At 62.8% G+C, this 24,422-nt stretch carries 23 protein-coding genes; 16 read left to right on the top strand and 7 right to left on the bottom strand.

Annotated elements, in window-relative coordinates:
• Window positions 1–9: 9 nt before the first annotated feature.
• The 7 genes from Q9Q95_RS13300 to Q9Q95_RS13270 all read left to right on the top strand — a co-directional run bounded on the left by Q9Q95_RS13300 (window position 10) and on the right by Q9Q95_RS13270 (window position 11,168).
• Window positions 10–489 carry a hypothetical protein gene (locus tag Q9Q95_RS13300; RefSeq protein ID WP_306097613.1) on the top strand — a complete coding sequence of 160 codons (480 nt, stop codon included), beginning with the start codon at window positions 10–12 and terminating at the stop codon, window positions 487–489.
• On the top strand, window positions 489–3,074 hold the full coding sequence (locus Q9Q95_RS13295; RefSeq protein ID WP_306097612.1) for a M23 family metallopeptidase: 2,586 nt from the start codon (window positions 489–491) through the stop codon (window positions 3,072–3,074). The genes Q9Q95_RS13300 and Q9Q95_RS13295 overlap by 1 nt, the downstream gene beginning before the upstream one ends.
• 3 nt (window positions 3,075–3,077) lie before the next feature.
• Window positions 3,078–6,524: a hypothetical protein gene (locus Q9Q95_RS13290; protein WP_306097611.1), complete on the top strand. Its 3,447-nt coding sequence runs from the start codon at window positions 3,078–3,080 to the stop codon at window positions 6,522–6,524.
• Between the two features lie 276 nt (window positions 6,525–6,800).
• Entirely contained in the window at window positions 6,801–7,922 is a 1,122-nt protein-coding gene (locus Q9Q95_RS13285) for an IS110 family transposase (RefSeq protein WP_306097610.1), read from the top strand.
• Between the two features lie 527 nt (window positions 7,923–8,449).
• Entirely contained in the window at window positions 8,450–10,360 is a 1,911-nt protein-coding gene (locus Q9Q95_RS13280) for a hypothetical protein (protein ID WP_306097609.1), read from the top strand.
• Window positions 10,350–10,694 carry a hypothetical protein gene (locus Q9Q95_RS13275; protein ID WP_306097608.1) on the top strand — a complete coding sequence of 115 codons (345 nt, stop codon included), beginning with the start codon at window positions 10,350–10,352 and terminating at the stop codon, window positions 10,692–10,694. The genes Q9Q95_RS13280 and Q9Q95_RS13275 overlap by 11 nt, the downstream gene beginning before the upstream one ends.
• A gap of 24 nt (window positions 10,695–10,718) precedes the next feature.
• A complete protein-coding gene (locus Q9Q95_RS13270) occupies window positions 10,719–11,168 on the top strand; it encodes a hypothetical protein (protein ID WP_306097607.1) in 450 nt (149 codons plus the stop codon).
• A gap of 166 nt (window positions 11,169–11,334) precedes the next feature.
• Here the strand turns inward: Q9Q95_RS13270 and Q9Q95_RS13265 are convergent, their stop codons facing one another.
• From Q9Q95_RS13265 to Q9Q95_RS13235, 7 genes are all read right to left on the bottom strand, one after another.
• On the bottom strand, window positions 11,335–11,652 hold the full coding sequence (locus Q9Q95_RS13265; RefSeq protein WP_306097606.1) for a hypothetical protein: 318 nt from the start codon (window positions 11,650–11,652) through the stop codon (window positions 11,335–11,337).
• Window positions 11,653–11,654: 2 nt separating this feature from the next.
• On the bottom strand, window positions 11,655–14,279 hold the full coding sequence (locus Q9Q95_RS13260) for an RHS repeat-associated core domain-containing protein (protein ID WP_306097605.1): 2,625 nt from the start codon (window positions 14,277–14,279) through the stop codon (window positions 11,655–11,657).
• Entirely contained in the window at window positions 14,279–16,072 is a 1,794-nt protein-coding gene (locus Q9Q95_RS13255) for a hypothetical protein (protein ID WP_306097604.1), read from the bottom strand. Before Q9Q95_RS13255 ends, Q9Q95_RS13260 begins: the two co-directional genes overlap by 1 nt.
• Before the next feature lie 167 nt (window positions 16,073–16,239).
• Complete coding sequence (locus Q9Q95_RS13250; RefSeq protein WP_306097603.1) at window positions 16,240–16,701, bottom strand: hypothetical protein; 462 nt, start codon at window positions 16,699–16,701, stop codon at window positions 16,240–16,242.
• A gap of 5 nt (window positions 16,702–16,706) precedes the next feature.
• On the bottom strand, window positions 16,707–17,075 hold the full coding sequence (locus Q9Q95_RS21225) for a JAB domain-containing protein (RefSeq protein ID WP_371876761.1): 369 nt from the start codon (window positions 17,073–17,075) through the stop codon (window positions 16,707–16,709).
• A 26-nt stretch (window positions 17,076–17,101) separates the two neighbouring features.
• Entirely contained in the window at window positions 17,102–17,464 is a 363-nt protein-coding gene (locus Q9Q95_RS13240; RefSeq protein WP_306097601.1) for a hypothetical protein, read from the bottom strand.
• A 647-nt stretch (window positions 17,465–18,111) separates the two neighbouring features.
• Window positions 18,112–18,420, bottom strand: a complete 309-nt coding sequence (locus tag Q9Q95_RS13235; RefSeq protein WP_306097600.1) for a hypothetical protein — start codon at window positions 18,418–18,420, stop codon at window positions 18,112–18,114.
• A gap of 502 nt (window positions 18,421–18,922) precedes the next feature.
• On the opposite strand from Q9Q95_RS13235, the gene Q9Q95_RS13230 reads away from it, so the two are divergent.
• From Q9Q95_RS13230 to Q9Q95_RS13190, 9 genes are all read left to right on the top strand, one after another.
• Window positions 18,923–19,414 (top strand): RNA polymerase sigma factor, encoded by a 492-nt coding sequence (locus Q9Q95_RS13230; protein WP_306097659.1) that lies wholly within the window; start codon window positions 18,923–18,925, stop codon window positions 19,412–19,414.
• Window positions 19,404–20,018 carry a hypothetical protein gene (locus Q9Q95_RS13225; RefSeq protein WP_306097599.1) on the top strand — a complete coding sequence of 205 codons (615 nt, stop codon included), beginning with the start codon at window positions 19,404–19,406 and terminating at the stop codon, window positions 20,016–20,018. Before Q9Q95_RS13230 ends, Q9Q95_RS13225 begins: the two co-directional genes overlap by 11 nt.
• Window positions 20,019–20,258: 240 nt before the next feature.
• The gene (locus Q9Q95_RS13220) at window positions 20,259–20,399 is read left to right on the top strand and encodes a hypothetical protein (protein WP_306097598.1); all 141 of its coding nucleotides are present in this window, start codon (window positions 20,259–20,261) and stop codon (window positions 20,397–20,399) included.
• 144 nt (window positions 20,400–20,543) lie between these two features.
• A complete protein-coding gene (locus tag Q9Q95_RS13215; protein WP_306097597.1) occupies window positions 20,544–21,521 on the top strand; it encodes a hypothetical protein in 978 nt (325 codons plus the stop codon).
• Complete coding sequence (locus tag Q9Q95_RS13210) at window positions 21,509–22,435, top strand: transposase (protein ID WP_306097596.1); 927 nt, start codon at window positions 21,509–21,511, stop codon at window positions 22,433–22,435. The genes Q9Q95_RS13215 and Q9Q95_RS13210 overlap by 13 nt, the downstream gene beginning before the upstream one ends.
• A 12-nt stretch (window positions 22,436–22,447) precedes the next feature.
• Window positions 22,448–22,942, top strand: a complete 495-nt coding sequence (locus Q9Q95_RS13205) for a hypothetical protein (protein WP_306097595.1) — start codon at window positions 22,448–22,450, stop codon at window positions 22,940–22,942.
• Between the two features lie 86 nt (window positions 22,943–23,028).
• A complete protein-coding gene (locus Q9Q95_RS13200; RefSeq protein WP_306097594.1) occupies window positions 23,029–23,181 on the top strand; it encodes a hypothetical protein in 153 nt (50 codons plus the stop codon).
• A gap of 23 nt (window positions 23,182–23,204) precedes the next feature.
• Window positions 23,205–23,354 carry a hypothetical protein gene (locus tag Q9Q95_RS13195; protein WP_306097593.1) on the top strand — a complete coding sequence of 50 codons (150 nt, stop codon included), beginning with the start codon at window positions 23,205–23,207 and terminating at the stop codon, window positions 23,352–23,354.
• 86 nt (window positions 23,355–23,440) lie between these two features.
• Window positions 23,441–24,421 carry a HEAT repeat domain-containing protein gene (locus tag Q9Q95_RS13190; RefSeq protein ID WP_306097592.1) on the top strand — a complete coding sequence of 327 codons (981 nt, stop codon included), beginning with the start codon at window positions 23,441–23,443 and terminating at the stop codon, window positions 24,419–24,421.
• Window position 24,422: the final 1 nt, after the last annotated feature.

Below are 24,422 nucleotides of genomic sequence, written 5' to 3'. Positions count from 1 at the left end.
GGGCTGGCCTTGGCATCGACAGCCGTCTCGCCCGTCAGCACCGGAATGCAGGCGGCATCTTCCGCTGCGCAGTCCCGCTATGCGGCGCGTGTCGCCACGCGCAATGCGCAGATGGAGGATCTGGCGGCGCGGGACGCGATCGACCGCGGCAAGGTAGAGGCGCAGAACTACCAGCGCCAGGCGGCACAGGTACAAGGCGCGCAGCGAGCCGCCATGGCAGCCAGCGGCATCGACGTGGACTATGGCACCGCGGGGCTCGTCCGCGGCGACACCGTCACGTTTCAGGCCGAGGACGTCCAGAACCTTCGCGAGAATGCGATCCGCGAGGCGCGTGGCTACGAGATCAACGCCGCCAACTACCGCAGCAATGCCACCGCCAGCAGGCAGGCCGCATCGAGCGCGATCACGCAGGGCGTGTTCGGGGTTGCATCGACCCTACTCGGCGGCGCGCAGCAATATCAGAAGATCAAGTTCGCGAGGCGCAGCTGATGGCGCAGGTTCCCGTCACCCGACCCGGCATGGTCCAGCGCAATCCGCTGCCGAACCAGCGCCTGCGCGCATTCGACAACGACGGCGGCGCGTTCGGCGGCGCGGCGCGCGGGATGCAGCAGCTCGGCGGCGCGCTCTCCGACTACGCCACGACGCAGCAGCAACTGGAAGAGCAAATTGCCGATGCCGGCGCCAAAACCCTCGAAATCGAATGGGTCAAGGAAGCGCAGGCGCTGCGCAACGAGATGCTGTCGCGCAAGGGGCTCAATGCCGCCGCGATCCGGCCCCAGCTGGAAGGCGACCTGCAGAAGCTGGGTGAAGCGTACCGCGAACGTGCCACCACTCCGATCATGCGCCGGATGCTCGGCGAAACGCTGGATGCGCGTGCGACCGGCCTGCTCGGCGAGATCGATGCTCACGTGCGCCGCGAGACAGACGAAGCGAAGCGCACCGCATCGGCGGCGCGCTCGCAGATGTCGGCCGAGGAAGCGTTGGCCACTACCGACCCCGATCTGCGCCAGCGCAACATCGAGACCGGAATCGCCGAGATCGTCCGGCAGAACCGGACCGACGGCGTAGACCCCGCCGAGACCGAGGCGCAGGTATTCCGCTACACCAGCGCGATCCACTCGCGCATCGCCGCGGCGATGTTGACGGCGGACAAGGTCGATGACGCTCTGGCCTATGTCGACGCGCATGCGGATGAGTTGTCTGCGGACGACGAGGGCCGCCTGCGCTCGGCGCTGAAGGACCCGCTCGAGCGACGCGAGACCGACAGCTACGTCAACGACCTGATGGGGCGTGGCACGGCCGGAGACACCCGCGCGCCATTCTCCTACGCCGATCCGGTCCACGGCGCCGGGAGGCCACCGGTCAAGGGTGGGCAGTTTAACGCCGCGCGTGACTACGGCGGACACCACGGCGTCGATATTCCTGCCCCGATGGGCACGGCGGTCTATTCGACTGCCCCCGGCACCGCGAAGGTCAGCAAGTCGGCAAAGGGCGGCAATATCGTCACGGTGACGCATGGCGACGGGTCGGTGTCGAAGTATATGCACCTCGGCGCCGTGCGCGTGAAGGATGGCGACAAGGTCGGTCCCGATACCGTGATCGGCGCAGTGGGCATGACGGGCCGCTCGACCGGGCCCCATGTCCACTGGGAAGTCTGGAAGGACGGCAAGGCGGTCGATCCGCAGACGCTGGTTGGCAAGCAGGCCGTCGGAGGCACGCAGGAAGCCGAGAACTCCCCGCGTCGGCACGACCTCAACGCGCTGCTTGGCGCGATCGACAGGGATGCGAGCCTGACCCCGGAGCAGCGCGACCGCTTCAAGGCGGAAGTCGAGCGCCGCGTATCGCGCGACGAGCAACTGCAGGCGCGTGTCGAAGAACAGGCGCGCCGTGGGGCCCTCGACCAGATCGCGAAGCTCGGCCCCGACAACTTCACCAGCATGGACCAGCTGCCGACCGATGTTCGCAGCGCCTTGTCACCGCAGGACCGGGTATCGTTCATGTCGACGGCGGATGCGAACCGGAAGGAGCGCGAGCGCGCGACTGCGGACCTGAGCGCCTACAACGCGATGATCGGGCAAGGCGGCGGCTGGAACCAGTTCGATCCACGCCAGCGCGACGCGGTGGAAGCGGCGGTAAAGGCGAAGGGCGGGAGCGCGCTCGCGGCGTTCGGTGTCTGGGAGCAGACTGGTATCCTCGCAAAGTCCGGCGCGGTGGCGCTGCGCGGGGGTCTGGTCTCCACCAATGCGCAGGAAGTTCGTGCCGCGGCGAACATCGCCGGCAATATGCTGCGCCGGAACCCGAATGCCTTTGCGGGCGTGGAGGGATCCTCCGACATCGAGAAGGCTGCATTGGCCTTCAATCACTATGTTTACGATCTCGGCATGCCGCCTCAGCAGGCGGCGGCACGGGTGGCGCAGGAGAACACGCCCGAGTTCCGGACGAAGGTGAAGTTCGGTCAGGCCGAACTAGATACCTATCGCAAGAACCTGCGCAAGAACGGCGCCGACGATGCCGCCCGTGCGCTCGGCGGGGTGTTCAACAGCCGCGAAGAGGCGATGGAGGCCAACACCACCTATGCCGAGCTGACCATCGAGAACCTGCGATCCGGCCACGACCTGTCCACCTCGCAGGCCATGGCGACGGCGCAGATGCGCAAGATCTACGCGCCGTCCCGCTTCGGCAAGCTGCGGAAATATGCAGCCGAGCTTGCCTATCCCGCGATCGGTGGCAGTCACGAGTATCTCTACACCGATGCGCGCGACGCGGTGAAAACCGAGACGGGCGTCGAGACGAAGGATGTTCGCCTGGTGCCCATTCCCGGCATCACGGACGAGGACATCCGCAACGGTCGCACCGCGCGCTATCGCATCCTCTACTCGCACCAGCAGGACGGGCAGAGCGTCGTCAACGTGGTGCCCGGTCTCTGGGCGGCCGACATGGCCGCGGCGACAAAGGCGGAATCAGAAAAGCGGATGAGAGCCTTCATGCGCGACCGCGCGCAGATTGCGCGAGGCCGGGCAGAGGCACGCCGCGCACCGCCGCTCGCCCTGCCATCCAACCCCGGCGCATGGTGACGCGTGCCGATCGTTGAGCGCGATCCCACCTCGATACTGGCACTGGGCACCGGCGAATTGCCGACGGCGCAATCGCTGCCCGTGCCCGATACCGGCGCGATCTTCGGTGCAGCCTTCCGCCAGAACAATCTCATCGGATCGTTCGCCACGCTCGTCGGCAACTTCTGGGACAAGCCCAATGTGCTCGGTTCCAGCTACAGTGCGTGGGACGACATCAAGGGGACCGAGTACGAGGATCGCTGGGAGTATTTCACCACCTCGAACAATCCGCGCTACACCGCAGCGGTCAAGGCGCAGCTGGACCGAGAGACGGATGATCGCCGGACACTGGAAGCGGGCGGCTGGACCGCCACCCTCGCAAACTTCGGCGCTGCGGTCCTCGATCCGACGGTGCTCATTCCCGTAGGCGGTGGCATCATCAAGGGTGCGCAAGGGGCCTATCGTGTTCTCGACGTGGCGCTGCGCTCATCGATCGCCGCGGGGCTCAGCACTTCCATTCAGGAGGCCGGGCTGCAGGCGACGCAGGAGCTTCGCACCGCAGGCGAGAGTGCGGTCAACATTGGCGGCGCAATCATTCTCGGCGGGCTGCTGGGCGGTGCCGTATCGGCTGCCCTGTCACGCGGCGATCGTGCCACGGCGCTTCGCGGCTATGACGCCTTGTTGCCGACAGAGGGTGGCGGCGGGCTCAGCGCTGCGCCGGTCCGCTCCTTCGCTCTTGGCGAGCTGAGTGTCGATGGCACTGCGGCCGGCGGGATCGCCAAGGCAACGAGCTTCCTCAACCCGAACCTGCGCCTGAACCAGAGTCCGAGCGCCGTCGTCCGTGAGGTGGCGCAGGGCCTTGCCGAGAACACGCTCTATCAGGTTGGCCATGCCGAAGGGGTGACGCTTGGCCCCGCCGTCGAGCGGCTGGCGAAGATGACCGCGGATTCGCGCATGGCGACCGGCGTGAACCAATCCCGCGCGATCTTCTCGGAGATGCGCAAGGCCGGCATCAACATGTCTCAGGACGAGTTCGCTGCGGCAGTCGGGCGCGCGATGCGCAACGGCGACGAGGGCGAGAACGACTTCGTCAGTCAGGCGGCAAAGGCATGGCGCTCGGCGGTGGTCGAACCCTTCTTCGCCGAGGGCAAGGCGGTGAAGCTCTACGAGGACGGCGACGACGTTTCGTTCGCGCAGAGCTATTTCCCGCGCCAGTACCGCACGAAGGTGCTGATCGCGAAGGAGCCCGAGATCAAGGCCGAGTGGTCGGATTTCATGGAGCGGCGGATTGGCGCCTCCTATGCCGAGGCGGCCGAGAAATTCCGGGCGAAGCAGGCGTCGGTCGATGAGATCCTGGACGACTTGGCGCTGCCGCCCAGGAAGCGCGGCAATCGCGTCGCATCGCTCAAGGCGCAAGCCGATGCGCTGGACGCCGCCAATCCGGATCAGATCGCGCGCGTCGCGCAGATCGACGACCTGCGCTCAAGGGCATGCGCGGCCGAGAAGGCCGGCAGGACGAGCGAGGCGGAGACGCTGCGCGCCGAAGCGCGGCAGGCGGCACGCGAGGGCGGCGACGAGTATAAGGCCTATGTCCGGAAGAGCCGTTCGCTCCGTAGCCGACACAAGCGGCTGAGCGACACGCCGGACACCGCAGCCGCACGCCGCACCCGTATTGCGAAACTGAAGGAGAAGAGCGCCGAGGCTGCCTATGCCTTCCGCGAGCAGTGGGAAATCCGCAAGCTTGGCGAGAACATCGATCCCTTCGACCCCGGCGTGATGCCGCGCTTCAAGGAGATGGCGAAGGAGATCATCGACGATGTCTATGACAAGCTGACGGGGCGAGACTTCGGCGCCAGCACCAGCGTCGCGCCGGAATACATGACCCCGATCAAGCGCGGGCCGGTGCGAGAGCGCACGCTGCCGATTCCCGACTGGATGCTCCAGAAGCAGGGCGTGCTCGAGGATGACGTCATCGATGTCATGCACCGCTATTCGCGCACGCTGGCCGCAGACATCGAATTGACCCGGCGCTTCGGCGATCCCCGCCTGGACGGCCCGCTGCAGCGGATCGCGCAGGACTATCGCAAGCTTCGCGACGGCGTCACCGACGAGAACCAGCTCGTTGCGCTGAACAGGCGCCAGAAAGCGGACCAGCGCGACCTCAAAGCGCTGCGCGACCTGATCCGCGGCACCTACAAGGCGAACGAGAACGCGAGCGGCTGGGCACGCACCCTGCGTGCGATCGGCCACTACAATTTCGTCCGTCACATGGGCGGCGTCGTCATCTCCAGCTTCTCGGACCTGTATCGGCCAGCAATGGTCATGGGCCTGCGCAGCTTCATGGGGGACGGCGTCGCGCCGCTGATCCGCAATGCGAAGGCGGCGGGAATGTCGGTCCACGAGGCGAAGCTCGCCGGCACGGTCGTAGAGCGCGCGCTGGCGCACCGGATCACGACGCTCACCGGCATCGCCGACCCCATGGAGCGCGGCACGCCGATCGAGCGGTTCATGGCCAACATGACGCGCGTCGGCAGCAAATGGTCGGGCATGAACCTCTGGAACGACACGATGCAGAGCGTCACGTCGATCATGACGCAGAATAGCATCCTCGGCGGCCGCTTCGGTACCCGCCAGCTCGCCTTCCTCGGCATCGATCCCGACACGGCTGCGGCGATCAAGGCGCAATACGCGGCGCATGGCGAGCAGATCGATGGCGTCCACGTCGCCAATACGGAAGCGTGGGACGATCCGGACGCGGTGCGAGCCTTCCGCGCTGCAGTCGGCAAGGAAGTCGACCGCATCATCGTCAGCCCCGGCGTCGGCGACGTCCCGCTCTTTGCTCGTACGCCGCTCGGACGTGCGATATTCCAGTTCCGAAGCTTCATGGTCGCGGCACATTCCCGCGTGCTGCTGGCGGGCCTGCAGGAGAGCAAGGCGCGGTTCGTCATGGGCACGATCGCCATGACGACCATTGGCATGCTCAGCGCCTGGCTGGCGGCGTGGCGCGGCGGGCGAGAGTCGTTCGACCGGTTTCAGGAGAAGGCACGCAACCCCGGCTATGTCGTCGGCGAGGGACTCGACCGCTCGGGGATCTTCTCGTTCTGGTTCGACCTGAACAATACGGGCGAGAAGCTGGCGCAGTCGGCAACAGGCTCGCCGTTCAACCTGACGAAGAACCTGCTCGAGTTGGGTGGCCGCGCCTTCGTCCCCGATGCACCCATGCGCGGCGAGAGCCAGCGCTTCTCGACGCGCGGTCCTGCCGGCGCCGTGCTGGGTCCGAGCTTCGGCCTCGTATTCGAGGACGCGTTCGCTGCGGGGCAAGGCGGCGTCCAGAAGCTTCGGGGCGAGACGGTCGCCGCCAACCGTCGGCGCGCTGCTACGAGCCTGATTCCGTTCAACAGCTTCCTCGGCTTTCGCGAGGCCATTCAGCTGATGAATGGTGACTCGCCCTACGTAGAGCCCTCACGGTAGCGCCGGCTCATAAATTCAATGACCACAAGCGGGTGGAAAGCGGACATTGCGGCCCTATCGTAGCTCCGCTACACTCCATAGGGCGGTCCGGAGGTTAAATGCGCGAAGGCGGTGAAGGGCTCTGACCCTGGAATGGTCGTGCATCGCAACCGGGAACTTTCCCGTTGGTAACGGGTGAGTTTGACCGCCGGGAGGCCTGAGCCCGGAAGTGCCACGAAGGGCAAGGACCCTGAACAGTGTCATGGGACGACCTCCCGCTTATTGCGGAGGACCGAGGTGACAAGACGGGCAAGCTGGGTTGGCATCGACGCCGGTGCAGATGTTGTCGCTATTTGCATCCTCGACGCTGCTGGTAGCATCCTGCGGGAGGGGAGCGCGCATGCGTCGGCTTCCGCCATCGAGGAAGCCCTTCCGAAAACCAAGAAGGGATTACTCGTCGGCATTGAGGCCGGGGGGACTGCGATCCACTTGACCCGCGGCCTTCGACAAGCCGGATATGACGTGCGCGTTCTCGAGACGCGCCATGTCCACGCATTTCTGGAGTTGCGCCAAAACAAGTCGGATCGAAATGATGCGCGCGGCATCGCCGACGTACTAAGGCTCGGCTGGCAAGCGGTGCCCGAAGTGTTCGTCAAAAGCGAGCGATCGCAGAGGCTTCGCTCAGAGCTCGTACTTCGCCAGCGCTTGATGCAGCAGAGGATAGCCACCGAGAGCGCGATGCGAGGGATTCTGCGCTCCAATGGCGGCAATATCACTCGCGCGTGGTCGGGCGCGCATCTGGAAAAGACTGTTATCGCGGAGATTGAGCGGCTCCGTGCAACGGGGGTTGATCTGGGCGAGGTTTTGCTTCCCACGCTTGAAGTTGTCGTAATGGTACGGCGAACTCTGGAAACAATTACGCGGCGACTCGCGCGCGTTGCTCGGGATGACGAAGTGTGCAGTCGGCTAATGACTGTGCCTGGTGTCGGGTGCATCAGTGCTCTATCATTCTATACGGCGATCGACGAACCCAGTCGCTTCATTCGAAATGAAGATGTCGGTCCATATCTTGGCTTGGCGCCTAAGCTGAATCAATCCGGTCAGTCGTCGCGCATGGGGCATATCAGCAAGCGTGGCAATCAGATGACCCGCAGTCACTTGGTATCTGCGGCAAAAGTTCTGATGCAGCTCTCCAAGCAAGACAATACGCTGAGGCGGTGGGCGTTAGCATTGAAAGAGCGCGCTGGTCCGTCAAAGGCAAGAGTAGCACTCGCGCGAAGGCTTGCGGTGGTCCTGTTAGCAATTTGGAAGTCTGGGCAGCGGTTTGATCCGCAGCGAATCCCAACATGCCCGCTCGCGATCGGCGCTGAAGCGCACTCTACTGCGCCGGCTTCAGTCACGGTAGCCGACAAGTGTTGACAAGAGAGACCGGCGCTAGCGCTTCTTCTGGATATACGGCCTGAAACGGCGCACCCAACCGGTATCGCCTATCCCATTCGCAACGCGATCTACAATGTCGGCGAGTCGGGCGCTAACGGTCATTCGCCCGACATCTTAACGCGCTCGCCACTCCTCATCTTCGACCTCGCCCTCGCCGTTGAGGCAAGCCTGATAGTCCTTGTAGGGACGGCACTTCACGGTTTCGAGGGCATCATAGACTGGCACGGCACCCGCCAGTAAAAGCGCGCCAACAGGCAAGCCAGCCGCCCAACCTGCCCACTGTCTGTTCGTCCGCCCCCTGATTCTCATCCCGAGCCAGATAGCGATGCCGAACACGCCAAGGGTGAGAAGACCAGAAACGAGAGTGGCAGCAAGCGCGGCGATGCCATTTATCACGGAGGACATCTGCGCATCGTCGCATGTGTGTTTCGTCCTGCGCAAGCCCTGTGCATCCGCCCGCGGGCGTACCGACAAAGCCGCTAAATCGCTCCGGGATCGGAGCCGACATGACCGTCACCGTAGAAACCACCATTGCCGGGCCTTATTCGCCGAACGGGGCTACGACGACGTTCGGGTTCGCCTTCAAGGCGATGACCGTGACCGAGATCAGCGTTTATCGAGGAGGTGTCGCGCCTGAGCAGCTGGTGAGCCCGGCGCTCTACGACGTAGCTCTCGACGCGAATGAAGGCGGCACGGTCACCTTCACCATCCCACCTGCGACGGGGTCAGGGGAAATCTACATTGTCTCGGCCCCTTCGTTCCAGCAGCAGGCGAGCTTCCCGGGCGGCGAGGTGCCCTTCACGCCCAAGGCGATGAATACGCAGCTCGATCGGGCCGCGGTTCGCGATCTCCATCTTCTCTCTCGCGTGGGCCGAGCGGTGCAGACTCCGTTCGACGAAGTCGGCTTTACGCTCCCGAAACGCGCCGACCGCAGGGGGCTTGCGCTGTGGGACGCCGTGTCAGGCGACTTGACCGCCGGCCCCCTCGATGTCGGTCTCTCCGGGGCAAATCCGATCGTGGTGAAGACCCGGGCGCTCCTCAGTCTCGTCTCGGGGCCGACAGACGGACAACCTGCCACGCTCACGGAGGGCGGCCTCACCGGATCCTTCGTATGGAGGACCGGTAACTACGCCTCGCGGGTCACTGCCGATACGCAACAGGGGATCTACGTCCAGTCCACGCTGCCGGGCTTCGGCCCGACCGTCGGGTGCTGGGTGCGCCAGACGCCCATTCCGGGGCAGTGGTTCGCCGACTGGTTCAACATCCCGAACGATCCCGCTGCCGGCAACGGCAATGGCGGCGGTACGGAGGTGCTGGCGCATACCCAGCTGACCGCGATGATCAATGTCGCCAACATCGACAAGCCGCACACGATCATCTTTGGTTCCAAGATCTACACGCTCGGCGCGCAGATCCCGGAATGGAATTTTCAGGTCACCCTCCTCGGGTCGCGTGGGGCGCAAGGGACGATCTTCGTCAAGCGCTACGCGGAGGCGAATGCGGCTCGTGGTGTCTTCGCGTTCAACGACAACGGCTTCACTCTCAGCAAGCTCACGTTTCGGGGAATCTCCGGCGTCGGAGGAGGCGGCTCGGCAATCTCGGCGATACTGACGCGAGCGGCGCCGGCCGACGGTCGGACCTACCTGATCGACGTCTACGTCTCGATGGGCACGAGCTGCAACTACGCGGTCTATATTAACGGGCTGACCAACACCGATCCAACCGGCCCTTCCTACCGCGGCGTCTTCGTGCACGGTGGAGAGTATTTCGGAGCGGCTGTCGCGACATGGGCCATGGTCGGGGTCAACCACTGGCTATGCGCCGGCACCTTCTCGTCGACCTCAGGCACCAGCACGGCCAATGTCGTGCTCCAAAGCGCGGGCACCTCCGACACCTACAACGACGACTGGCAATATTTCGGCATCCTCGCCGGGGTCTGTAACCTGACGTGGCTGCGGCGCTGTCAGTTCGTGTCCCCCCAGACCGACAGCATCACCGTCGATGCAAACTCGCAGACGAGCCAGTGGACCGGTCCGCGTGTTTCGGGGGCGGTGACGAACGGCTCCGGAGCGGGCTTCTGCACGTCATGGGACGGGATGATCGTGTCGTCGGGTGGGAACGCGACCACGGGCTGGCGAAAATGGGGGAGCGGCAAGATCGAACAGTGGGGGACGGCGACGACGTCTGGCGGCGTGATCGCCGATCAGACGCTGCCCGTCGCCTTCACGTCGACTGCCATCCAGTACAAGCCGCAGCGCGCGGCCGACGCTGGCGCGAACCAGATCGGTCTGGCGCACATGTATCCCGGCACCAACCCGAACACGCAGTACACGATCAAGTCGATCAACCTGAACTATTCGGCCATCGCAATCGGTGCGGCTGGCGCATTTGTGAGGTGGGAAGCCAGTGGACAATGACGCCTTCCTGGCCGAGGCGCGCGCCGTCCTCGCCGATCTGGGCATCGAAGCGCCCAAGCCCGGCCTTGTCGAGGATCTACACCAGGACCTGTCCTACTACGCGGTCTTCGACGAGGACGGCGCGGCGATCGGCTTCTATCACGAAGCGGTGCATGGGCCGAAGCTGCGGCCCGTCATCGTAGCGCGCGACAGCGGAGATTTGGCCACCTTCCCGAGCGCCGAGGTCGTGTTCGAGCCCAACCCCGATTGCACCATTCCCAGCGAGGCTGTCCGGATCTCGGACGACGAATGGCTGGCCCATCAGGATGCGAACTCGGGGACCGCAGATGGTTGAAGGTCACGCTGCTCGAGCGCGCCGGTGAGCCCCGTTCTGGAGACGATGCTCGCCAAATATGGTTGGGTATGGATCGGCGTGACTGTCGGCTTTGCGGCCAAGTACGCGCTGTTGATCAAGAAGGGCGTGAAGGTTCGCGCATGGCTCGTCTTCGCGGACTTGCTGCTACTGCCGCTGGTGGCCCTGATCGCCTATTGGCTAGCCACGCGCATCGGCTGGGACGCCGAGGCGCGAGCGCTGCTATCCGCCTTCTGCGCCGTGGGCGCGGATCGGCTGGTGAAGTTGCTCACCGATCGCTTCCTGCAGCGCGTCGACAGCGAGGCCGAAGCGCTGGCTCAGCAGATGCTCGGGCGAGCGCGGAACACGGTGGCTACCGAGCAGGCGGCACAAAGGACTATCGAGGACACGATCGAAGGCCGCGCGCCGGCGGAATACGTCGCGTTGAAGCCACATCCTCGAACCCCAAGAGGGTAGTGTCGGTCGCCGCCAGCGGCGCCAAGACGAGAGCGCGATCATCTACACCGACACCCGCGTCGGCCTCACCGACGCGCTTGGCCTGCGCGATGGGGCGCAGGTGGGGGCGATCGATACCCTAGATATTCATTGAGCAGATTGCCGCACACACCTAGCCATCGCACCGCTATCTAGCCAAAACCAAGCCCTGATAAATGCCAGATTTATTATATTTAAAAACCCCGCCCGGAGGGCATTTGGAAGCATTAAACTCAATAGTATTTTCGCCCTCCACCAATGCATCCTGCGGATATATTTCCACCTCAAAATCACTTCCATATCGCAGATTTATTCTCATGCATCTGTAATCAATATTTGGTTTAATTTTTTTAAATCGGAACCACGCGTCATCGAGGATTTTCAATTCCGATATACTGATGTCAGCGCGCGCCACCTGCACGGCATCATCCTGCGGCGACAGGGCCAGTAGAGCGATTAAAAGCATTTTTATTTGTCCAATTTATCGAAATCTATGACCGGGGTAATCTTTGGAGCTGGAGGGATAACTTCACTTTCCTTCCCGCGAATATATACTAATATTTTTCCGCTTGGCGTGCCTAGGTACCTCGCATAATTGGGGTCTCCAGTTGCCTTCACGAGTGAACTGGCAATCCCTGTATCGGCCCCCGATCCTTTCGAGAAATGGTCGCTATTATATCCATCATTAGCCTTGCTTGTCCTAACAGGCGCCCCCGATGCGTCAGGCTTAGAATAGTCCCCGTGAGTATGATAATCGGATTTCAGGCTTTTAGGTGCGGTAAATTTAACAGAATCACCTTTTCCATTCGATACAGGGTTGGAGGCGTAATACTTTCCACCTTTCATATACACATATCCGCCATACTCTTTATTCTCTGAAATCGAACGCGGATTGATATACCGAATAGCATCAGCGGCCGCCTCTGACTCGCTATCGAACGGATCGCCGGGATCGCCCATGTTGCCCGTGGGGTCGCGCTTATTCACCGGATCGTTTGAGACATAGGCGTAGAGGTTGATTTGATCCTGATACCCAATGGGATCGGTCTGTAGGAAGCGCCCCAACGTCGGCGAATAGATGCGAGCTTTATAATAATACATTCCTAGCTCAGGAATCCAAGCCTGCCCAGTATACTGGAAGCGACTATAGTATCCACTTTGTTCTGGAATGCCATATTCATCGTATTTATAAACGGCGAGAGAGTTCCCTGACTTGTCGGCCACAGAGATAACCGACCCCTGATGGTCCACTTGGAAACTACGCCGATCGTTAAGGTGCGAATCATGGTACCAAAGCAGCGGATCATCCTCGCCCAAACCGTGCACATATCGTCGCCAGATTGCGCCAGATGCGTTGTATTCAATGGTTAACTGATCGCCATCGTATACGAATTGCGTGACGCCCGCACTCCCGCCAGAGGTCTGATACAGACGCCCCAGCGGATCGTAGACCAGGGTGGCACCGCTGGAGGACGCGACAAGCCGATTTTCAGCGTCGTACGCGAATGTGTAGCTGCCGTCCGACGTGAGGTTGCCGTTTGCGTCATAGGCGAAGCTGGCCGGGCCGGCGCTCGTATACTGGTTCAGCCCGTTCGCCGCATAGGCTCGATTGACCGGTATATGGCCGCCATAGGCATATAGAGGGGACCGCGATCGGCTCACGATCTGGCTGGCCGGATTGTAGGCGAGCGTCGTCGTGACGTCGAAAGCCGATCCGGCAAGATCGTGGCTGAAAGTGTTTGGGCGCGATATCGCATCATAGCCATAGCTGGTAGCTACCGCCCCCCGCGATTGACTGGCTGCCCGTCCCTGTGCGTCCCAACTCATCTGCACCACCGCAGGGTAAGCCCCATTCTGGCGAACTGCCACCAGCCGGTCGAGCCCGTCAAAATCATAGTCGAAGGCATTGCCATCCGGATGCGTGATCCGGGTGCGGTTACCGTTGGCGTCGAATTGATAGGTTAGGGACCGGCTGACGCCGCCCATGCGGGTGATGCTGGTCCGCAGCCTGCCAAAGCCGTCGTAGACGCTTTCGACGGCATCTGCGCCGGCCAGGGAGTCGAAGCGCGCCGCAGTCTGTAGACCGCGAAGATCGTAGGTATAATAAACATCGCGTGTCGCCGAGGCAGGAACGCTCGTGCAGACATAGCCGGTCACGCAGGCATCCGGGACGATCTTCGAGGTCATGCGGTTGAGCGCATCGTACCCGTAGGTGAAGAGGCGCCCGTCGCGCCTCCTCAGGCTGATGCGGTTGCCGTTGGCGTCATAGCCATATTCCTCACGATCATTGGTGGCGACCACACCTGCCGTTGCAACCGCGGTTGTCGGCGTCGCTGAGTTGTAAGCCGATGGGGAGGTCTTCGAGGGGAAGCGCCACTGGTTCTGACGATCATGCCCATCGTAGAGGTAGCCTGCCCGGTTGCCATTGGCGTCGATGACGGATTCCTGCTTTCCGTTCGGCGTATAGGTGTAGGTCGCATATGCCTGCTCGAGCGAGGTTCCGACGCCCCTGCGCACCTGCAACAGCTGCCCGGCCGCATCGTAAACGTTCTTCGTGACCCGGTCGGGGCCCTCGCTCCCGCTCGTGCCGAGCGTACAGGCGCTCGCCGGCAGCGCGGTGAACGCAGCCGGATTCATTCGCACCGCGATGCACTCCAGTCGGCCCGCAGCATCATAGCTATATTGCGTCACCGCATAGGTCACGCCCAGAGCCGAGGTTCGTTCGACGACCTTGTGATTCATCACATCGTAGGTCGTGTCGACTTGGCTGAAGACCTTGAAATCGAGCTCGGTCCAGTTCAGCGGATCGATGGCCTCGGATTGCCAGTTCGCCAGTTCGCCTTTTTCCACCCTGACCAACCGGCCGGCTACGTCATAGTGATTGCGCACCGCCGCATGCTTGAGCGGGCCCGCGCCATCGGGATCGGGCGCGATCGTCGCCACCACACGTCGTGCGCCATCGTAGCGTGTCGCCGTCGTAAAGGGTGAGGCCTGTCCCTGAGCAAAGCTCGCGGTGGCCACGAAAGTCACGCTCCAGACAGTCAATGCCGCGCCGAGAAGACGCCGCGCCCACTTTCTCGGTTGACTGCGCATCAATAGCACCCCGCGAGACCAGCACGAGGACTGGCTTCCCAGATTTGGTTGCCTTGGTCGTCATATCCGAAACACCTGCGCTGACTGCCGGCGTCCTGCGTGGTCACGACAGTGCCCCTGAGCAGGAGGTTGTTGCCGGCGGCGCCCGTGCTCGGCCCATAGTCGTAGCTGGTCACCACCTCGTCCGCAGCGCCGCCGGTACATCCATTGCCGGCCGCAGCCGTAGTGCGGCAACGACGCTCCTCGACCAGAAGCCAGACCGGCGTCGTAGCCTGTGCGAACCCTCCGGCGTTGTTTCTGATCCAGGCGTGGCGCTGGGCATAGCTATAGCGAGTCTGGGGCCGTATTCCGTTCACTGCAGGCCCGGTCGCGGTCAGCACGCCACCATGGTTGGGATCATATGTAAAGTCTGTCCGATTTCCATTGGGATCGACCACATAGTCTGGCTTGCCACAGACCTTGGGGTTGGGGCAGCTAGTGGGATAGCTGATCACCCCTTCCTGCACGCCGAGCCCCGAGCCGGGCTTGGGGATCAATTTCTGCGTGAGCGCCTTTCCTTGCAGGTCGCGGAGGGTCAGGACTTCGTTTCCCTCCGGGTAGGTTACGGAATCGAGGCCAAAGCTGCTCTGCCCGATCCGGAAAGTTCGGCCGATCTCGTCGAATATTGTTGCGTCGTTACTCCCAGGACTTACGAGCACATCCCTCGAGGTACCGTAATTGGTCGACAAATGCGTATTAGAACTCAACCCCGTCCAATAGTCCGGATCGCCATTGTGGCTACCGCAAACATAGAGGTTGTTATTGGATACTGCCTGCATGTTGGTTGCGTAGGCATAGCTTGTTGTTCTTCCACCAGCGTCGGTTTGCGACACGACCGGGTCCTTGGCACGCACTGAAGGCTGGACCGGATAGGAGTTCGCTGGATCATTCGGGCAGGCGAAATAGATGTTCTGGATTGCGCATACCGATTGACCCGGTAACTTCATGCATCCCAGATGATCGGCACCAGTATAGGTATAGGTCGTTGCCTCTCCGGCCTTGGTCGCCGATACCAACAGCTTCGCGCTGCTATTGTAGCTCCCGGCCGTGTACGTATAGCTCACCGTCTGCGCATTTGCCGGACACGTCGAAGTCGCGGTGATGTAGACGCTGGCCATGTTTACGGCGCAAGCACTGGTGTATCCATCAAACAGGATGGCCCAGCCACGATTGCTTATGACGCTTTTGATGCGTGCATCGCCGCCATAGGTCCAATCCCAGCGCGTGCCGTTCGGCATCGTCAGGTTGGAGATGTATCCGCCGGCGCCCGCCCTGAAATTGACGATGGTTCCGTCCGAGTCGGTGAAGGTGTAGTAGCCGGCTCCGGTAGTGCCGTTGAACACCAGCGTGGTGTTCGAATTGCTGGTGGCGTAATAGTCGCCTACGGGCCCGCCCGTTGTGGTCTTGTTCGGAACATAGCGGCTGCCGCCTTGGAACGTAGCAGATCGACCACCGATGGTAACGGTATACACATAGGATTCCCGCCCGGGCAGCGGCGGCTCCTCGCCGGGACCGATAGGGATACGAGCCGCGCTGACATAGCCCTGCAGGCTATGGGTCCAGCCGCGTGCGCCCATATAGATGTCCGACGGCACCTCGATCGCACTGTTGTAAGTCCGCGTAAGGCTCAGCCCCTGCTCGCCACTTCCCCCGATGGAAAGATCCACGTCGCTATAGGAATAGGCGCCGGTCCGGTAATTCACGCCACCGGGACTTGACGTACTCAGCGGGGGTGGCGGGGTGATCTGAGCCATAGCCGAGCCGGCTAGGAAGCCAGGAACGACAAGACCCAACAGGAACGCGGTTTTGCCCGCCAATGCGTTCGGCGCGGCTGAACTCCCGGGACACGGAAGACGCATATTTTCTCTCGATGATGAAAGTTGATAATAGATCGCGAGACCGGCTTCAGCCGTCCGCTGGCTCACTCGACCACAGGTCGCTCGGTTACATCCACCATGGTTTCCGGGATTGATCTGTCGGCATCCGTCGTCCGCACGCTTGAACCCTGCATTGCGCACGCCGAGATACCGGCGGCGCCAACAGCATATGCCCGACGGTTTCCGGCCGCATCGAAGCATGTGCTCGTAGAAGTGCCACTCTTCGGCCCGCCCGATATGGCAGTCTGCGAGAGCCTGCCCAGCGAGTCGTAGGTATAGGTCGTGACCTCCTGCGCCATCGCATCTGCACCGCAGATCATCGTCAGCACGACCGTCGCGACAAAGCCCCTCATATTTCGCAAGCATTTTCCCCCACGCAGATTATTTTTGCTAGCACGCGAAGGACCATCGCTGTCAATCCGCTCGACTCGCATCCGGTTCTCCAATTTTGGTGCGTGAACCGTCAAATCGGCGAAGCGGATTGGGGCGAACCCCACCGGCTGCAACGATTCTACATTATGCCGAGCTGACGAAAGCTTGAGTAGCGCTCCCCACCGATGATGATGTGATCTACGAGACGGATTCCAATATCGCGACATGCCCGAGAGATCTGTCGCGTCATCACTTGGTCCGCCTCGCTAGGACGGTGATCTTCAGAGGGATGGTTGTGGGCGAGCAACAACGACGGGGCACGGACCTGCATCGCCCCATTGAGAATGCGCCGGACCGGCGCGGGGCACGAGACTTCGTTGCCGGGCACGCGAATGCAGCGCCGGACCCGCAGATTGCCACCGAGGCACAAGGCTACGAGAAGCTCGCGGTCTTTACCGGCGAACAGTGGCCGCAAATACTGCAGCGCCTCTTCAGTATTCCGGACCATTGGGGACAGAGCGTCGAGAGGCCGCCCTAGCCACCAGCCATTGCGTGCCATGCCGCTGCGCCCCCGAGGAACACATTCATGAGCAGAGAGTAGATCGTCCAACCAGCCCACACGCACGCCGTGCCGTCAAGCATCGCCCGGCCTGCTCGATCGCCGATTCTGACCGGCGGATAGCCGTACCAGTGGCGCCGAAGCTGCTCGATGTCGTCCGGGTTCAGGTCCCGCGATGTGCGATATGACTTCCATGAACGATGGAGCGCAGCGGCCTGAAGCAACTCCTGCTCAAGCTCGTCCGCAAACTCGCGTTCGACGAACTGGCCGAACCAGCAGGTCTTGCCATCCGATGGTACGGTGCGGAGATTCGCCCCGCCTGGCGTCACCCGTTGCACGCGCACCCCGGCGGCTGATGACAATTAAGGTGTCGCGCGATGCAGCTGTTGCCGCATGCTTTCCCTTTTGTGCATATTTTGCAGCATCCACCCTGTCCGCCGAAAGCCATGCAGGGATTGGCACTTGCCGGTCCCAAGACAAGAAGCGCCGCCAGCGCGAGGATTTTCATGGAACCCCTCCCCTTTGACGGCCATCATCGTCGTACAGTCTCAAACTAATGTCGAGTCTTACCCAATATCTGCCATAACCCACTATCCGACGCTTCGAGAATATTTGAACGAGCGACTTCGCTTGGCCGGATGCGCCGTGCGATGCATGAAAAAATATAAGTGGGGATATCTTAGGGGGCATCGGCCCCGCGCAATCGGCTTGGAATGGCGGAAATCAGCCACTTCGGCCTCTGTCCATGACGGACATCGGACCCACCACTCGAATGTGATTTCCTCCTTCGTCCCACAGGCCGGCCTTGCCATTTTGGGTGCCGCGGCTGTCATCGACGCGGCGGCGATCCGTCCGCCCGGCCCGGCCTCTTCCATGAGCCGCATCACAAACGCACCGGGGCGGCAGAAGAACATCCTCGAGCGCCGTCGCAACTCGCCGCAGCCGGCAATCTCGTGCGGCAAGCCGACCCGCAAGCAATGGCCGTTCAGACGGAAAGGGCCTGCGCAAGGGCCAGGCCGGCGAGACGGCTGGAAGCAAGTAGTCGATCCAGGCCGTGGCCGTTACGGGTTTTGGCCGAGAGGCCGGACATAGTCGTGCTGACGAAGTCGGCCATCCGCTCCGCCGCCTCGGGATGGCGCGCGGCGACATAGTCGCGGATCACGCCCTCTGCCGCGACATTGAAGGCGCGCGCTGCCTCCCGCGCTTCCGGATCATTGCAGCGGGTTCCTTCCAGCACGAGGCAGCCGGCGGCGTCGGGATCGGCTGCATACCGGCGGGCCGCTTCCTCCAGCACGGCAGTTAGCACTTCGGCGACGGGGCGAGGAGGTCGCGGCGATGGTCGCGTGGTTGGCGGGATCGGAAGCGGGCTTCGTCACCGGTGCGATGCCCACGATCGACGGCGCGTTCGGCGCCTGAGGCTGCCGTGACGACCACCGGTATCCATCGGTGCGGGCGAGGTTGGCAGTCAACTAGCCCGCGCCGTCATCGCAAGCAGCTACCATGTCGTGACCGCCAACTCCTTCTTCGCGGCTATAGGGGGCGTGTCCCTGACTGGCCGCACCCTCCCCATGGCCCGGTCAAACGACGCACTCTGAGGAATGTCAGCTTTCAGACGCTACGAAGGCGATGGCTGCCGCTCGGATGCGGGCCATGCGGGCTGGCGATCCGGCATGATCCGCCAAAGTGCGCGGGATGCGCTGGCAAGTCGCCACGACAATGCTTTCCTGTCGCATCGGATCGGTTTAAGTCGCTGATAGTGGCTGGTTGTCCGGGGGCGAGTAAACGTCTTGAGCGATGTGGGCTTCGATGACGTCATACGCACCCATTCCGGGCTGCTTTCGCGCATAGCACTCGCCTATGAAGCCGATCCGAGCCAACGCGAGGATCTCAAGCAGGAGATCGTCCTTGCCGTGTGGCGCGCACTACCGTCCTTTCGCGGCCAATCCTCGCTCAAGACCTATATCGCCAGCATCGCGCAGAAGCGCGCAGTGACGCACGTCTCGCGCCGCGCGCGGAATCCTGTTACGGAAGAATTGGGCGAAGAGCTTCCCACCGCCGACCTGCAGCCCGACGAAGCGGCGATCGTCGCGGATCGGCGGTCGCGATTGCTGGCGGCGATGCGGCAGTTGAGCGTGGCCCAGCGGGAGACGGCGACGCTGATGCTGGAAGGTTTCTCATTCATAGAGATCGGCGAGACATTGGGGATCACCGCCAATGCCGCGATGCTCCGCTGCCAGCGGGCAAAATCGGCGCTGGTCGAGCAAATGGGGGCACCGCATGGCCGGTGAGTTCGACGACCTCTCCGAATTGTGGCGTGGCAGCGTACGGCATGCAGCGGAAGAGGTGTCGGCGCTGTCGGAGCGCGTGCTGCGGCGTGCCCGCTGGATCGAGCGGGCGGAGTTGCTGATCGCGGCTTGCTTGACCGTCTTCGTCGTGTTCGGGATCTGGCGCAAATTCACGCTCGGCTCGCTCGCCGCCGGCGTGATGATCCTGCTGCTGCTTCTGTGGTCCGCACGGACCCGTTATCGGCTGCGCCGCGTGGAATGGGGTGCCGACCAGCGCGACCGGGAGACCTTCCTCGAGGGCCAGATACGGAGATACCGCGCGCGCGTCCGCCGCACTCTGTTCGACCTGACGCTGTTCGGGCCGGCGACCTTGCTGGGAATGATGTTCGCAGTGCTGAGCCAGCGCGAGGGGCGTCCGCTCGGTCCGCATCTGTCGCAAGCCTTGCTCAGCTGGTCGGCATTGCTCGGGATGGCGGTGATCGCCGCGACCATCGCGTTCCTGTTCGTGCGGCTCCGCCGCCAGCGCGCGGTAATCCGGCAGCTTTCGGAAGTGCTGGCCGACCATCGGCGCGAGAGCGAAATGGACCGGTTGATGCTCCGAATCTGAAGGCGGGCGCCGGGAAGTTCCCTCTTCGAAAAATAATTTCAAAAAAGTGCGACAGGTTTTCCGTTGCCGCGAGACTAATTGATTGACGGCATCGAACAGCCGTTCTCGTCGAAAAGCCCAGACGGACACCGATCCGCCGATCGCGACATCACGCGATCGGCGAAGCGGAGAGCTGTGCGCCAGGGCCGCGATTTGGAAGGCACTGGCCGGTTCCGCCGGCCGTCTTTGGGGGGAATATCGATGAAGAAGATCAGCAGCGTACACGCGTCCGCCTTCACCCTGCGCACCCCGGTTGGAGTTTGCGGGCACGTCACGCGTCAGGAGGTCGGGGGGCCGGTCTGCATCGGCGTGATCGTCGGGACCTATATCATCGGGGGATAGCGGCGATCGGCCAGGCGCCGTGGCGAACCCGCCACGGCCCGTCCATCCGCGCTCGAACTAGACGTCTGCGGACAAGCCAGCATCGATCCCGCTGCATCCGTGAGGTGCGGCGAGCGCGGAATCGTGCCTGGCGCTGGAGGATGTATGATTTCCAGACAAGAACTTCGGCGATATTTCATCAAGGCGGAGCAGGCCCGTGGCGACGCGCTGCCGACCAGCCTGCCGACGCATCACTGGCGCCTGCAGCCGGCGCTGGCGGCGCTGCATCAGGCACTCGATACGCTCGCCGATCCGACCGCCGACAGCGTTCGCGCATTGGTGGAGGCCGCTTTTGCCGACACCGGCTGGATCGATGGCTGGATCGCCGCGATGGCGCAAGACGCGCTTCGCGACGCCTATTTCGAGCCCCCGCTCGCACCGACCGGCAACGGCTTCCAACACGGCGTCGCGATATTCGCGCATCGTCATGTCAACATCGCGCTGAACAGCCTGCCGGTGGATGCACTCGCCGCGAAGAAGATGCAGCGCCGCGGGCCTGCGGCGATCACCTTCACCGGCACCGTATCGGTGCAGAAGTTCCTGCGCGCCGGCGGTGCAGTGCTGCGCATGTGGGACGCACCGCAGGTATCGGGCAATTTCAGCCTGGACGACAGCCCGAAATGTCGCCCGGCCGGGTATCGCGCACTGGAAGATGGCGAGATCCTGACGCTCGACGGCCGGACCCAGAGCTATGTCATAGAGCATGCGATCGGTGACATCGTCGTGCTGCAGGCGGAGATCCTGCTCGATCGTGCGCCGCTGCTCGTGGAATATGATTCGGAGGATCTCACCGCCGTTGCGGCCTGCAGCACCAGCGACACTGCCTCGCGCAGCCAGATGTTGCTCAGCTTCCTCGCCTCGCTGGGACGCAGCGAGGACGACGCCGTGGTCGAGCCCTTCACCCATGACGACAGCTTTTTCCTGCGTTGGCACGCGACCACCGAACTGTTCCGCCTGAACGAGGGCCGTGCGCGTGCGCGCCTCCGCACGATGGCCGAGCGGGACCCGCATCCCGATCTGCGCGCAGCGGCGCGAAACGCGCTCGGCATGATCGAGGCGGAGGCCGGCGCATGCCACGCGTGATCGAAACCGCGACACCGCATCGCGCCGAGCTCGGCGATCTGGTCGAAACACTGGAAAGCGGCCGTTTCGACGCACGCGACGAGGATTGCTTCGCGTCGTTCGGCGATGGTCTCAAGGCGCTCGCCAACAATCGCGACTTCCTCGCCGACATGCTCGTCGACGAACTCAAGCAGCGCTGCCGCGATCAGAGCGCGCGGAACGTCTATGGGCCACAGGTGGTGATCCTGCATCAGGCGCGAGACTTCTTCATCCGCGCCAATTTCTGGCCATCTGAGGATGATCGGTTACTCCAGGAAAACGGCCACGAAGCATTTTTCTACCATGTGCCCCACGACCATAATTTCTCGTTCCTGACCGCCGGCTACATGGGCCCCGGCTATTGGAGCGATTATTACGAATATGACTATGACAATTTCGCCGGCGCCATCGGCGACGAAGTCGACCTGCGCTTTGTCGAGCGATCACGGCTCGAGCAGGGCAAGATCATGCTCTACCGCGCGCATCGCGACGTTCATGCCCAGCTGCCCGCAGACGAACTCTCGGTCTCGCTCAACATCATGGAGCGCGCGCCGCATCTGAGTTTCCGCGACCAGTATCGCTTCGACGTCGAAGGCAAGACCGTCGCGGCGCATCTGACTCGCAGCGCCGTCGAGCCGCTGCTGGCGCTGTGCGCGCAATTGGGCGGGGGCGACGGCCGCAATCTCGTCGAATCCTTTGCCGCGCATCATCCGAGCGACCGGATCCAGTTCAGCGCGATCACGGCGCTCGCCTCGGCTCAGGCCAGCCTCGAGGACCGGCTTGCGGTGTTCGAGCGCGGAGCACGCGACGCCAACCCGTTCATCGCCCGGATGGCCGCGCGACAATGCGCCGCGGTCGAGCGCGGACGCCCGTGGATCCAGCGGTCCTTTCACTGAGGAGGTATTGCCATGCTCGTGCATATCACTCTGCCCACCAATGCACCGTTCCAGACGACGGTTACCTGGGGCGTCGCCGAGAACGAAGCATCCGAAGACGAATGGTGCGGCCGCGTCGCGGCGGATATCGCGCGCTCGCGTGGCTTGCAACGCCGGCTGCTCGCCGGCTTCCACATGGCCGATCCGGTGTGGGACATGCTGCTCGACCTGTACCTTTCCGAGCGAAAGGGCGTGCGGGTCTCGATCTCGGACCTCGCGCTGGCCGCAGGCGTACCGCGCAGCACCGGGGTGCGTTGGGTCGGCAATCTGATCGAGACAGGTGCGCTCAGCAGCGCGCCCGACACGTGCGACGGCCGCCGCACCTGGGTGGAGCTGAGCCCCGAATCGCGCGCGGCGCTGGAGCGCTACTTCCTCGAAGTGGCACGCACGTCCGCGCGGCGCGCCGGCACCTTGCGGAACTGGTCTCAAGTTGAGCCTAACAACATCCTCAATGGATTGACCGCTTAATTCTGTGGTGACAAATTCACTTTGTCAGCAACAGTTGACAACTCAACAGTAGAATGAGCCAAGAGCTCAATATCTGGAGACTAAACATGAGCAATCATCAAGTTCATAATTTGCCATCTCTCGATTTCGAAGTAGGCATGCTCGTCGAGCAGCGTGGCGAGGCCGTCATTTGCAGCCTCACTGCCGGTATTGCCTCGATTATCGGCGCGATCTTCTTCGCCGACACCGATCAGCTCTGACACGCTCAAAAAGGGGAAATTCCATGTCCGACACCAACAACCTGCCCGCCCTCGACCTCGAAGTCGGGGCTCCCGGCTCGGCCCGTCACACGCCGGTCGTCGCCGGCCAGGTCATTGCCGGCATCGTGATCGGCGTCGTGATCGCAGTCACCAACGACGCAGTCGCAGACTAACCGCTTGCGGGCGCGGCAGCTTCGCCGCGCCCGCAAACACCTGACGGGATCGGGTGAACCGTTCCGATCGGCATGAGGGAAACGACATGAAGAATCTCAAGGATATCATGGCGGTAGTGACGGCCCCCGAGTTCCGTCCCGGCCTGCTGGAAGACAACAAACGCAGCGTCAGCTACTATAATGACGATCTCGGCTTTGGCGACCTCAAGCGTATTCTCTCGGCGAACGAGGAAATGACGCCGGCGGAAGTGTTCCGCCTGTGCGACGTCTTCTTCACCGAAGATCGCATCCAGGCAATCGTCACCGAGGAGCAACGCTGCGCCGACCGCAACCCCTTCTATGGCTCGTCGTTTCAGCCGATCGGCGGCGAGTTCTTCGGCGGCATGGTGCTGGCTTCCACCGACCAGTTCACGGCGATGCTGCTGGCGCTCGACGGCTTCGAGATCGATCTCGCCAAGCAGCGCTACGGCGAGCGGCGCACGCTGACCTTCGGCGGGCAGGAGACCTATCTCAAATTCTTCCGCTCGCATGAATTTCCGCTGCAGTCGTGGAAGATCCCGACCTTCGGCGACGATGACGACCTCCACACGCTCGACCTGCGTTTCGAGGAGGGCGATCGGTTCGACTGCAAAGCGGGCGACGCGCTCCACTTCAAAGCCAATGAATCCTTCGAATATTCCGCCAAGGCGGGGTCGCACGCGCTGGTGTTGCAGATCCAGATGTACCGCGGCGGGATGCCCATGGCACTCGAGTTCGACTTCGATACGCGCCGGATGGTCGGCGCCAGCTCGCCGGCGCAGGAGCCGACGCGCCTGCAGATGCTCGCCACCGCGATGCGCCTGTTCGGCCGCCAGGACAGCTGCGAGCAGCTGGAGCGGCTGCTCGAGCATCCGTCGCATTATGTCCGCTGGCATACGATGCGCGAATTTCTGGGCCTCAACCTCGAGCGCGCCTGGCCGCATCTCGAACGGATGCGCGACCGGGATCCGCAAGCAGCGGTGCGCCGCGCCGCGCAGCGCACGATCGAAATGCTCAGCGACGAAATGCCGGCCATCGCGGCCGAATGAC

This window comes from Sphingomonas sp. DG1-23, assembly GCF_030730875.1.
GTDB lineage: Bacteria > Pseudomonadota > Alphaproteobacteria > Sphingomonadales > Sphingomonadaceae > Sphingomonas.
Note: the sequence above shows the minus strand (reverse complement) of the source record. Positions and strands in the feature narration are given on the sequence as shown.